The organism is Acinetobacter sp. YH12102, from assembly GCF_013419125.1.
Classification (GTDB): domain Bacteria; phylum Pseudomonadota; class Gammaproteobacteria; order Pseudomonadales; family Moraxellaceae; genus Acinetobacter; species Acinetobacter pseudolwoffii.
In genome coordinates, this window is record NZ_VPAS01000010.1 from 83,278 (window position 1) to 95,198 (window position 11,921).

General features: G+C 44.6%; 10 protein-coding genes. 5 read left to right on the forward strand and 5 right to left on the reverse strand.

Annotation, left to right across the window (positions count from 1 at the left end; genetic code table 11):
* The first annotated feature begins 64 nt into the window (after nt 1-64).
* Nucleotides 65-427, forward strand: a complete 363-nt coding sequence (locus tag FTU42_RS10630) for a NirD/YgiW/YdeI family stress tolerance protein (protein WP_005173783.1) — start codon at nt 65-67, stop codon at nt 425-427.
* A 191-nt stretch (nt 428-618) separates the two neighbouring features.
* A complete protein-coding gene (gene guaA, locus FTU42_RS10635; protein WP_005094597.1) occupies nt 619-2,187 on the forward strand; it encodes a glutamine-hydrolyzing GMP synthase in 1,569 nt (522 codons plus the stop codon).
* Nucleotides 2,188-2,668: 481 nt separating this feature from the next.
* Here guaA and FTU42_RS10640 read toward each other — a convergent pair whose 3' ends face one another.
* Nucleotides 2,669-4,006, reverse strand: coding sequence for a GGDEF domain-containing protein (locus FTU42_RS10640; protein WP_180083375.1), 1,338 nt, complete (start codon nt 4,004-4,006; stop codon nt 2,669-2,671).
* Nucleotides 4,007-4,517: 511 nt separating this feature from the next.
* Here FTU42_RS10640 and FTU42_RS10645 point away from each other — a divergent pair.
* Both FTU42_RS10645 and FTU42_RS10650 read left to right on the forward strand, forming a co-directional pair.
* Nucleotides 4,518-5,465: a pirin family protein gene (locus FTU42_RS10645; protein WP_179999847.1), complete on the forward strand. Its 948-nt coding sequence runs from the start codon at nt 4,518-4,520 to the stop codon at nt 5,463-5,465.
* 159 nt (nt 5,466-5,624) lie between these two features.
* A complete protein-coding gene (locus tag FTU42_RS10650) occupies nt 5,625-6,275 on the forward strand; it encodes a glutathione S-transferase family protein (RefSeq protein ID WP_180083376.1) in 651 nt (216 codons plus the stop codon).
* Between the two features lie 39 nt (nt 6,276-6,314).
* Here FTU42_RS10650 and phoR read toward each other — a convergent pair whose 3' ends face one another.
* From phoR to FTU42_RS10665, 3 genes are all read right to left on the reverse strand, one after another.
* A complete protein-coding gene (phoR, locus tag FTU42_RS10655) occupies nt 6,315-7,673 on the reverse strand; it encodes a phosphate regulon sensor histidine kinase PhoR (RefSeq protein ID WP_005094591.1) in 1,359 nt (452 codons plus the stop codon).
* A 25-nt stretch (nt 7,674-7,698) separates the two neighbouring features.
* Nucleotides 7,699-8,409, reverse strand: a complete 711-nt coding sequence (phoB, locus tag FTU42_RS10660) for a phosphate regulon transcriptional regulator PhoB (protein WP_005094589.1) — start codon at nt 8,407-8,409, stop codon at nt 7,699-7,701.
* Nucleotides 8,410-8,658: 249 nt separating this feature from the next.
* Complete coding sequence (locus FTU42_RS10665; protein WP_180083377.1) at nt 8,659-9,336, reverse strand: TetR/AcrR family transcriptional regulator; 678 nt, start codon at nt 9,334-9,336, stop codon at nt 8,659-8,661.
* Between the two features lie 223 nt (nt 9,337-9,559).
* Here FTU42_RS10665 and FTU42_RS10670 point away from each other — a divergent pair, with 223 nt between their 5' ends.
* Nucleotides 9,560-10,408, forward strand: a complete 849-nt coding sequence (locus FTU42_RS10670; protein WP_074383703.1) for an SDR family oxidoreductase — start codon at nt 9,560-9,562, stop codon at nt 10,406-10,408.
* A gap of 97 nt (nt 10,409-10,505) precedes the next feature.
* Here FTU42_RS10670 and FTU42_RS10675 read toward each other — a convergent pair whose 3' ends face one another.
* Complete coding sequence (locus FTU42_RS10675) at nt 10,506-11,870, reverse strand: MATE family efflux transporter (RefSeq protein WP_180072489.1); 1,365 nt, start codon at nt 11,868-11,870, stop codon at nt 10,506-10,508.
* Nucleotides 11,871-11,921 lie beyond the last annotated feature (51 nt).

The window sequence follows — 11,921 nt, forward strand, 5'->3', positions numbered from 1 at the left end:
CGGCATCTATTTCGGCTTTCTGTTTAGATCATAGAATCATCATAAAAATGGCAGGTCAAAACACATGAAAAAATATATTCTGGCGACACTGGTTCTGGCAGCTGCCAGTCCGGCACTTTGGGCTAAATCAGATCAGGCTATTCTGGAGGAAGCAAAACAGAATGTAGTCAGTATTGCTCAGGCACATAAAATGAAAGATGAAACTGGCGTGACCTTAAGGGGGCAGATCGTCAAACAGCGTGCAGCACAAAGTGACGAATTTGAATTAAGAGATAAAACCGGCAGCATCATGATTGATGTAGATGACGACCACTGGAAAAGATTAAAACTCAAAGCAGGCGATCGGGTAGAAGTTTGGGGCGAGGTCGATACGCACCGCAACAAACCCACCGATATTGAAGTGATTCAGATTGAACGCGTGAAATAAACCATTCATTTGGCTGGAACAGGAAAGCAGCGAAACTCTGCTCTCCTGTGAACCAGTCAAAAATGAGGGCATTATTTTCTGAAATTTCTTAACTGTTTAATATTTAAACCAATTGGAATAGTGTGCTTAAACACAAGAAAAATGCTAGAATACGGCGCTTATCTTTCGTTTGCCTTTCATAGTTGTTCGTCATGACTACCAATACTCAAATTACTGAAGATCGTATCCTGATTCTGGATTTCGGTTCTCAATATAGTCAGCTCATTGCACGCCGTGTCCGTGAAGCTGGTGTATATTCTGAAATGTATGCCTATGATATGTCTGAAGAAGACATTCGTGCATTTAATCCAAACGGTATCATCTTGTCTGGTGGACCTGAGAGCGTTCACCTTGAAGGCAGCCCGCGTGCGCCACAAGTGGTATTCGAGCTCGGTGTGCCGGTATTGGGTATTTGTTATGGCCTGCAAACCATGTGCGAACAGCTTGGCGGTAAAGTCGAGCCAGGTACTGTGCATGAGTTCGGTTATGCAGAAGTAGATATCGTGGTACGTGACAAGCTGATCGGTAATTTACAGGACCGTGAAAACCAGTTGCATGTCTGGATGAGTCATGGTGACAAGGTTGCCCGTATTCCAGAAGGCTTCCAGATCACTGCACAAACTCCAAGCTGTCCAATTGCGATGGTGTCTGACGAAACTCGTGGTTTCTATGGCATTCAGTTCCATCCTGAAGTGACACATACCTCTAAAGGTGCAGAATTACTGTCGAACTTCGTTCATCAAATTTGTGGTTGCCGCGGTCTATGGACGCCAGAACACATTATTGATCTACGTGTAGAACAGCTTCGCCAACAGATCGGTGATGAAAAAGTATTACTTGGTCTTTCAGGTGGTGTGGATTCATCTGTCGTTGCAGCGCTGTTGCATAAAGCGATTGGTGATCAGCTGACATGTGTGTTTGTCGACAATGGTCTGCTTCGTTTGAACGAAGGTGATCAAGTGATGCAAATGTTTGCTGACAATATGGGGATTCGTGTCATCCGTGCTGCTGCAGAAGAGCGTTTCTTGACTGCACTTGCAGGCGAAGTTGATCCTGAAGCAAAACGTAAAATTATTGGCCGTGAGTTTATTGCAGTCTTTGCTGAAGAAGCACGTAAATTAGATGGGGTAAAATTCCTGGCTCAAGGTACGATTTATCCAGACGTGATTGAATCTGCTGCAAGCAAACAGGGCAAGGCACATGTGATTAAATCGCACCACAACGTGGGTGGTTTACCAGCAGACTTGGCTTTTGAACTGGTTGAACCATTACGTGACTTGTTTAAAGATGAAGTACGTAAATTGGGTACCACTTTGGGCTTGCCACACAGCATGATTTACCGTCATCCATTCCCAGGCCCAGGTCTAGGTGTGCGTATCTTGGGTGAAGTGAAAAAAGAATATGCAGATATTTTACGTCTTGCTGATGACATTTTCATGCAGGAACTTCGTGCCAGCGGTTGGTATGACAAGACTGCTCAAGCATTTGCGGTATTCCAGCCGGTGAAATCTGTCGGTGTTGTCGGTGATGGTCGCCGTTATGCATGGGTGATTGCACTGCGTGCGGTAGAAACTGTGGACTTTATGACTGCTCGTTTCGCGCATCTTCCTTATGATCTAGTCGATAAAATCTCTACTCGTATCATGAATGAAATTAAAGATGTGTCTCGTGTTGTGTATGACGTATCGTCTAAGCCACCTGCAACTATTGAATGGGAGTAAAATCGGGATTTCTAAAAGCGATAGCTTTTAGCCGATTTTACGCCAAGAGCTATGCTCGCGGCAGTGAGGGATTTTACGAAGCACGGCTTCTTGCCTGAATGATGCCAAGCGCTATGCTCGCGCCAATCAGGATTTCACGAAGCACGGCTTCTTGCCTGAATGATGCCAAGCGCTATGCTCGCGGCAGTGAGGGATTTCACGAAGCACGGCTTCTTGCCTGAATTACTGCCAAGGCTATGGCTGCGCCAGTCAGTGTTTCAAGGAGCACGGCTTCTTGCCTGAATGATGCCAAGCGCTATGCACGTAGTAAATATCTGGTTGATCGGAGATATCCCGATAAAAAAAGAGCGCTTCGGTGCTCTTTTTTATGAGTTTTTATGAGGATTTTTTCTTCGTGATAGAATATGCAACTTTTCCATGTAAAGTTTATAAAAATTTAAGTTTTCACTAATATTCCTGATTTCATTATTTAAAGGGCAGATCAGAATTGCTTGGTTTGATTGGCCTTTGCATGACCTTGCTGGGTCACGGGCTTAAAGGCATTCCAGGGATTGGCTGGAGCAGGTTTGGGCTTTTCCAGCATTTTGGAATGATAAACTTCAATCCGATTTCGGCCTGATTTTTTCGCCTGATATAAAGCGATATCGGCTTGCTTGATCAGCTCCTCCAGCTTTTGCGTAGGCGACTCCAGTTCTGCTATACCAATCGAAATGGTAAAACGAATGGGCTGGTTCGGTTTGGCATAAACAAATTGTTTCTGAATTGCACAACGAATTCGCTCTGCAATCACCAGACTGTCTGGCAGCTGGGTATCTTCCAAGAGAGCAATAAACTCTTCACCACCAAAACGTGCCAGTACATCGCTATGGCGCATTTCTTTACGGGTGACTTCAGCAATCAGTTGTAGTACGCGATCGCCGATGTCATGCCCATAGTTGTCATTGATATTTTTAAAATGATCGACATCAAACATCAGCAGGCAGGTGCTGGCATGTTTGGGCCATTGATGAATAGAACGTTCAGCCATATCGACAAAATGGCGGCGGTTGTATAACTGGGTCAAATCATCCGTATGTGCCAGATTTTTTAAGGTTTGATAGTTCCATTCGTCCAGCAAAGAGCGCAGGAAAGAGCGCCGTACATTCAGAATATTATTCCAGTTAATATAAATGCTAAAAAACCAGAGTGGACTAAACACGACAGTAAAAATAAAGGCTTGAGATGCGCTCATTAACTGGATCACTCCAATCATGATAAACAGGGCAATCAAGATGGAACAATAGACCGCAACTTTAAATTGGGTCTGTATACACAGATTGGCGATGAGAATAAAGATCGCAGAGGCATAAATATAGGTAGCAACATGGGGGCTGCTTGAAAGCACCAGCAGGCCAATCCATGCAGCTGCAGCCACAGTAGTGGCGATCGGCAGGATTCTATCTAGAATCTGAATATTTTTATATGTTTTAAACAAGTAATAACAGCAAAGCATAGCGCCTAGAACCAAGATGACGCGCATCAGACCAGAAATAAAAAACATGTCTGGAATAATCAGAATATCGGCAAAGAAATACAGCAAAAAGGCAATTTGTGCCAGATAATTGATTTGACGTAAATTAGTATGACTATGCGTATAGACATAATCGTGAAAATATTGCTGAAACGGGGCAGGAATACGGGCATGAGAGTCTGTCAGCGCCTGTTCGATCAGCTGACGGTTTTGCAGATCACATTCAGATAATTTCAGTGATTTATCGGTCGTTGAGTTTTGAAAAGATATATTCGCCGTTGAATATATATTCTCATGCTGAGCAGACATGTCCTGGTCCAGTATTATTTTTATAGGTGCCTATTATGCCGTGATTGGATGAAAAATAACCTCCCTAAAATTGGGTATCTGACTTAAATTTGACTTTAAAACGTAACAAAAATTATATTTTTTAGCTACGAAAGTGATTGAAATCCATAAAAATAATTTTTAATTGCTTTAATTTTTAAATTAAAATCATTCGTTTCACGTGAAACATTGGGTAATTGGGCCAGCAATGTCGAAATGGCTTCTAGCGCAGGCTTGAGAGCACCCTAATCAGCATTGAGCCACTTCCACTCAGGCTGTTACACTGCGAAATTCAGGTTTTATCGCTTGAACAGGAGTTAGATCGATTAAGCGATGTTAAGGGTTTTATACGTATCTAAATATTTCCAAAGATAGATTTTGCAAATAGACCCTGTACATTGTCCTGAATAGGGAGACATCTTGCAGCAGTCCAAGGGAAGAATGTTTCATATAATTTAAGATTTAGAATGAAAATGCCGAGGTGAGCTCAGCCATGTCGAATAATAGTGATATTGAACTGTCCAATTCGGATGATTGTGAAAAATATGTCAATCAGTTTATTCAGGAATTTCCTTTACGCCGTGCCGAAATCGGACAGGGTACCGTAATCAAACGTGCCTTGCCCAGCCGACATAAACGCATGATTGGTGCCTGGTGTTTTCTGGATCATGCCGGTCCGGCCAGCTTTCCACAAGGCGATGGCCTAGATGTTGGGCCACATCCCCATATTGGTCTGCAGACCTTTACCTGGATGCTGCAAGGCACCATGATGCACAATGACAGTTTAGGTACTCAGCAGCTGATTCGTCCCAAACAGGTCAATCTGATGACCTCGGGCTATGGCATTTCACATACGGAAGTTTCTCCAGAAAGCGAAACGCATATGCATGCAGCGCAGTTATGGATTGCCTTACCGGATGACAAGATCAATATGGCACCGGCTTTTGAGCATTATCCTGAATTGCCTGTGGTTAATGATCAGGGCATCGAATTTACCGTCTTAGTCGGTGAATATTTAAAAACCGTTTCACCGGTAAAAGTGCATAGTGAACTGCTCGGGGTAGACCTGTATGCAGCAGAAAGTACCAGTGCGCGCTTAGCCCTGAATCCAAAATTTGAATATGGTTTTATGGTACTTGAGGGCACGGCCAGCATTAATGGACATGAACTGACGGAAGATAACATGCTGATCCTTGAACCGGGATTAGAGCAGGTTAATGCTGATATTCATGCCGGGAGCCGTGTGCTACTCATTGGTGGTGAACCATTTGAAAGCCCGATTTTACTGTGGTGGAATTTGGTCGGACGTACCACCGAGGAACTTAAAATTGCGCGGCAAGAATGGATTGAAGGCCATGAACGCTTCGGTTCGATTCCGGCCTATGATGGACCACGTTTAGAAGCTCCCGCATTTCCAGACCGGATGCGTGCTTCCAGATAAACGATCAGAATTGCAGGGGTGGGTGGAACCCGGATTTGAACTGAAAATGGCAAATCTGCAACATAGGGAACAGAGAATTACAGTCATCAAAAATTGCGCTACATTCCGCTGCTTTTTGCTATGCTCAGCAAGCAAGAACAATAAAATCATGAGTCTAATATGCGTGTTTTACATCATCTCGAACAATCACGATCGTTTCGTATTCTCTGGGCCATGGAAGAGTTAGGACTGGATTATGAAGTGCAATATTATCAGCGCCAGCCTAATCTTTCCGCGCCGCCGGCCTTAAAACAGATTCATCCCTTGGGTAAGGCGCCAATTCTGACCGATCAGGAGCAGGTACTGGCGGAATCTGCGGCGATCCTGGAGTATTTACAGGAAAGCTATGATGAACAGCAGCAGTTTCGCCCAGAAGATCCTGCCGATAAGGCCCAGTACCGTTACTGGATGCATTATGCAGAAGGTTCATTAATGCCGCTGCTGGTGATGCAACTGGTGATGACTACTGTACCGAAACATACCCCTTTACTGATTCGACCAGTAGCCAAGAAAATTTGTGAGGGAGTGAAGAAACAGTTTGTACAAAGCCGCTTAAAAGATCATATCCAGTTTCTGGAACACTATTTGAGCGAGCATGACTATTTTGCCGGACACTTCAGTTTTGCCGATATTCAGATGAGTTTTCCTTTGGAGGCCATGCAAAGCCGGACTGGCCAAAGTTATCCAGCGATTCAGGCTTATCTGAAACGGGTATCGCAACGTGCAGCCTATGCGCGTGCACTGGCCAAAGAAAAACAGATAGCATCCTGAAAAAAAAGCTGCCGATGGCAGCTTTTTTAATGGGGGATATCAGTCTGGAAAGCTGAGGCGCTCTTTGGGGAAAATCACCTTAAAAGTGGAACCCTGGTTTTCCTTGGACTCAATTTCGAGATGTGCCTGATGTTGCATCAGGACATGCTTAACAATTGCCAATCCTAAACCGGTGCCACCAGTACGCCGGCTACGGTCTGAATCGATCCGGTAAAAACGTTCGGTCAGACGTGGCAAGTGTTTGGGATCAATTCCGATGCCGTTGTCTTCTACTACAAAATAGGCAGATTCACCATCATCATGCCACCCCATGGTAATGATTCCACCTTTAGGCGTATATTTAATCGCATTGGTGATCAGGTTGCTAAAGGCGCTGGCCAGTTCCATATCTGAACCGATCAGATCGCAATGACTGTCAATGTCCAGATTCAGGGTATGCCCATAATCAATATTATAGGCCTGTGCATCATCAAATAGCTGATTCATCAGACTTGGCATTTCGATGATCTGGTTTTTGGCAATATTTTTGTCATTTTCCAGACGTGACAGCAGCAGCAGGTCATTCACCAGCGCGTTCATGCGTCGGGTCTGCGACTGCATCTGATCAAAGGCGCGTTTCCAGCGCGGATTGATATCTTCCTGGTCGGTAAAGGTTTCAATATAGCCACTGAGTACGGTTAAAGGCGTGCGCAGCTCATGCGAAATATTATCGACAAAATCTTTACGCATCTGTTCCAGATTGTGCATCCGGGTCACATCATAGGCGACCAGTACCCGGCTTTCACCGCCGAAACGGGTCATTTTGACCTGGACATAATGATCTTCGAACAGCGAAGATCGCATTTTCAGGCCATCTGGTGACTCATCAATATGATGATAATATTCAATAAAACTCGGTTGGCGCAGCAAAGTTAAAATATTACGGCGACGGTCATCACTGGAAATTCCGAGCAGACGTTCGGCGGCTGGATTCCACCATTCAATCTGCTGGTTTTCATCAATTAAAACCACTGCTTCTTGCAAGGCCACCAGTGAAGACTGCGCTCGATCGATCAGTTCCACCATTTCTGCCTGCACAATCCGTTCCTGCCGCTGAGCGCGATAAACATTGAATAACAGTGCGCCCCAAATCCCGCCGATATTCGGCGGAACATCATAAGGGCGATTAGAAATCCATTCATTGACCAGATATAAAGAGCGCATCTGGGTGCTAAAGAACGCCACAAAGGCAATGACGATACAAATCCAGAAATACCCAATCCCAAAACCGATAAGGCTGGCGATGATCAGGAAAAAAGCCAGTAAGCGTAAATCCTGTTTGGCAAAATCCCATAAACTGCTGTAACGGATTCTTTTGTGCTCACGTGCCAGTTCGGGGACAGGGTAGGGTTCATACATAAAACAAGATTTACCTTAAAAGACGTTAACCTAAAGCCACATCTGCACGGGTTGAAAAACGGTAACCGGTTCCACGTACGGTTTGTACATAGCGGTTTGCGCCATAAGGTTCCAGCACTTTGCGCAAACGGCGTATATGGACGTCAATAGTGCGGTCTTCAATATAGACGTTGCCGCCCCACACCTGATCCAGCAATTGCGCACGGGTATAGGCACGTTCCGGATGGGTCATAAAGAACGCCAATAGACGGTATTCAGTTGGCCCCATTTCCAGAATTTTATCGCCAAAATTAACCCGCTGACTGACCGGATCCAGAATCAGGCCATTGGCATCAATGGTTTTTTCACCGCTGAGTGCATTGGCACGGCGCAGGACAGCTTTAATGCGTGACACCAGTTCCCGGGTCGAGAACGGCTTGGTCATGTAATCATCGGCACCGGCATCCAGACCTTGTACTTTGTGGTCTTCTTCACCGCGTGCGGTCAGCATGATCACCGGAATTTCTGACAGGCTTTCATCACGTTTCAGACGACGACATAGATCTACACCGCTGATCCCGCCCGGCATCATCCAGTCCAGCAAAATCAGTGCCGGACGCTGATCCACAATCATCTGATGCGCCTGCTTGGCATCTTCGGCCTGTAAGCATTGAAAACCGGCCATATCCAGAGAGGTATGGATCATTTCCCGAATCGGGAGTTCGTCATCGACGATTAATATGTAGTCATCTTTCACAACGCAATACCCTATTTCATGTAAACGGTGAACCGTTTTATATTTATGACAGGCTTATTACAAAGACTAATTATGACAGTATCATTGCAGAAAGGGAAAAACTGCTGAAATTCGCAAAGATTTGTGACAATTTTAGTAAAGAAACTTGTTAAAAAATCATAAATTAATTTTACTTTTATCGGTGCTTCAGCAGAAATTAGCAACCTGTTTTAGAATGCAGAAAATCTGATTAAGCCTTCGATTTAACAGCTATTTTTTGTCGGAAAATGACTCCAATAATGCCAAAAATACCACACTGCACGATGATAAAACTTCCTCCAATGACTGCTTGAATCCGCTTATCACCCAGCGAATGGCAATTTGGGTGACATAGCCATTTAACCCGGTCGACACCAGTGAAATTTCCTGCTCACTACGATTTAACTGCGGCATCATTAACATGACAAAGGCATGAATCATGCGGTCGAAGCGCGACATGGTTTCATGAATGGTGGCCTGATTATGCAACTCCTGTACCAGCATGGCATCAATATAAATGATCCGTGCCATACGCGGATTGTCACGCAAGGTGCTAAGCAAGGCGGTCAGCCCCGCTTCAATCATTTTTTTCGGATCAGTGGATGCCTGCATCATGGCCTGCATGACATTCTGTTGCAGTTCATCAATCAGTTTTAAAAAGATGGTCTGAAACAGGTGCTCACTTTTTTTAAAAGATTCATAAAAATAACGTTCAGTCAGTTTGGCTTCATTGCAGATATCTTTCACGGTTACTGAAAAAAAGCCATGGCTGCCATAAGCTTCAATACCGGCTTCAATCAGCTTTTCACGACGTACCTGCTGTCGCTCAGCCATCGACAGGCCTTTAAACTGACGTTCCTTGCTTTTGGGTGGTCGTGATGGTGTTGCTGCATTGATTGAATCGGTCATAAAGCCTGGCTACTCATCTGCATGAAGATTTTGAATATCTTAGCAATAAATCACGCTTTGACCTATGTCGAAATTCAGCAGAGGAATTTGGCCGCTAAGGACATCGGATAATTATTGACAATCTATATTGTCAAAATTATATTGAGGATCTGTGCTAACTCCTGAAACAACAGAACAAGATCCTGCTGTCATGGAAGAGCAGTTATTTACATAAGGAAATTCAATGAAAAATTTTAAGAATAAAGTTGCTGCCATTACCGGTGCCGGTTCAGGGATCGGTCAGCAGCTGGCAGTTTTGCTGGCACAGCAAGGCTGTCATCTGGCACTAAGTGATATTAATGAACAGGGACTTGCACAAACGGTTGAATTGTTGCAGGGCAGTGATGTTCGGGTGACGATTCAAAAAGTCAACGTGGCCAAGCTACAAGAGGTACGCAGCTGGGCAGCACAGGTGGAGCAGGATCATGGCAGTGTCAACATGATCTTTAACAATGCCGGCGTGGCACTTGGCTGCACCGTAGAAGGTGCGAGCTATGAAGATCTGGAATGGATCGTCGACATTAATTTCTGGGGCGTGGTGTATGGCACCAAAGAATTTTTGCCTTTAATCAAGAAAACCGGCGATGGTCATGTGATTAATATTTCCAGTCTGTTTGGTTTAACCGCGCAGCCGACCCAGTCGGCATATAACGCGACCAAGTTTGCAGTGCGTGGTTTTACCGAATCCTTGCGTCAGGAACTGGATCTGCAAAATTGCGGTGTGAGTGCACTTTGTGTACATCCGGGGGGAATTCGTACCAATATTGCCAATGCTGCGAAAATGAATGACAGTATGCTGACCTTGGGCATGAATCCGGAAAAAGCCGCCCGTAATTTTAATAAACTGCTGCGTTGCCCGCCAGTAGAAGCCGCTCGTCAGATTCTGGAGGCGGTACAGAAAGACAAACGCCGTTTATTAATTGGTAACGATGCCAAAGCTGTTGATTTGATTCAACGGATCTTGCCAAGCGGCTATCAGCATGTCACTGCACTGGCAAGCCAATTCGGCAAAAAGAAGAAAAAATCTGCTTAAATCATTGGATATTAAACCCGCAAAAGCGGGTTTTTAATCTTTTATTGTAGATCAGGAGTGAGTTGCTGTAAGGCTGTAGGCATGTAAAATAATGAAGCTAAACCAATATTTTAATGGTTTTTTTCTTCCAGACCAACTGATAATACAGTCCCTGCAAAATACACATGCTGACAAAGGCCAATGCATAGGCATACCAGATCCCTTCCAGCCCCCACCACCGGCTAAACAGATAAGCGGCAGGAACTTCAATACAGAGAATTGCAAAAATATTGATCAGCATCGGTGCAGTTACCGTACCACTTGAACGCATAATTGACGCAAAAATGGCGCTGGCACCAAAGAATAAAATAGACCAAAGCACAATGAATAAAAGTTGCTGACCCAGCACCACGACCTGAGGATCAGTAATAAACAGTGCCATTAAATATTTTGAGAACAGATAGGCCAAAACTACCAAACTGCCAGTAAACAGAATATTCATACTGAGTGCAGTCCGTGTGACTTTATTCAGCAAATCGGATTTTCCTGCACCAATCGCTTGTGCACCAAACACAGAAGCTGCAATCGCAATCGACAGAGCAGGAAACTGGATATAATTTAACACCTGGTTGACCGCACCATAGGCAGCCGTTGCTTCTGCGCCATAGCGGTTGACCAAGCCGACAATCACCAGACCGGCGACAGAAGTCGTGATCATCTGTATTCCAGTCGGAACGCCCAGACTTAAAATAATTTTGCTTAATTTAGGCTGATGGCGGATATGTTTTAATAATGCCCAGTCGAGCCTGAGCGGATGTTGTTTATAATTTAAATACAGGACTAGAAACAACAATACGGCCAGATTACCCAAAATGGTGGCAATTGCCGGCGAGATAATACCCATTTGGGGAAAGCCAAAATATCCGGCAATTAATATCGGGGTGACTACCAAGCCCACGCCAATGGTGAGTGCGGAAGCAAACAGCGGTGTGGTGCTGTCGCCTACACCGCGCAAGATAGAGGTATAAATAATATAAATAAAAATTAGGGGACTACCTGCCAGCATCCATTGCACATAGGGCAAGGATAAATGCATCACCTCCGGATCTGTACCGAGCACCAAGAGGATATTTTCGGCAAAAATCACACCAAACAGCGCGATCAAGCTTCCGCCAATCAAGGTCATAAATAAAGTTGAACCGACCACACAGCGCACTTTTTCGATATTTTTTGCGCCCCAAGCCTGTCCAATAAGTACAGTAGAACCGGCAGATAAGCCAATGACAAAAGCCATCAAACAAAACAGGATCGGGAAAAATACCGCAACCGCAGCAATGGCATTGACTCCCAGCATTTGCCCGACAAAAACCGTATTAATCGTGCCTGAAAGGCTTTGCAGGATGTTGGTTGCAATTAATGGCAACAGAAATACCAGAAAGGCCTTCCATAAATTCTGTTGTTGGATCAGTGATTGCTGTGCCATGCCCTATCCTGTTATTGATTTTTCATCTATTTAATTATGTCGCTATTATTG

What these genes read in the sequence shown, in the direction of transcription:
- FTU42_RS10630 (WP_005173783.1), top strand. Translation starts at nt 65, where the DNA reads ATGAAAAAATATATTCTGGCGACACTGGTTCTGGCAGCTGCCAGTCCG.
- guaA (WP_005094597.1), top strand. Translation starts at nt 619, where the DNA reads ATGACTACCAATACTCAAATTACTGAAGATCGTATCCTGATTCTGGAT.
- FTU42_RS10640 (WP_180083375.1), bottom strand. Translation starts at nt 4,006, where the DNA reads ATGTCTGCTCAGCATGAGAATATATATTCAACGGCGAATATATCTTTT.
- FTU42_RS10645 (WP_179999847.1), top strand. Translation starts at nt 4,518, where the DNA reads ATGTCGAATAATAGTGATATTGAACTGTCCAATTCGGATGATTGTGAA.
- FTU42_RS10650 (WP_180083376.1), top strand. Translation starts at nt 5,625, where the DNA reads ATGCGTGTTTTACATCATCTCGAACAATCACGATCGTTTCGTATTCTC.
- phoR (WP_005094591.1), bottom strand. Translation starts at nt 7,673, where the DNA reads ATGTATGAACCCTACCCTGTCCCCGAACTGGCACGTGAGCACAAAAGA.
- FTU42_RS10665 (WP_180083377.1), bottom strand. Translation starts at nt 9,336, where the DNA reads ATGACCGATTCAATCAATGCAGCAACACCATCACGACCACCCAAAAGC.
- FTU42_RS10670 (WP_074383703.1), top strand. Translation starts at nt 9,560, where the DNA reads ATGAAAAATTTTAAGAATAAAGTTGCTGCCATTACCGGTGCCGGTTCA.
- FTU42_RS10675 (WP_180072489.1), bottom strand. Translation starts at nt 11,870, where the DNA reads ATGGCACAGCAATCACTGATCCAACAACAGAATTTATGGAAGGCCTTT.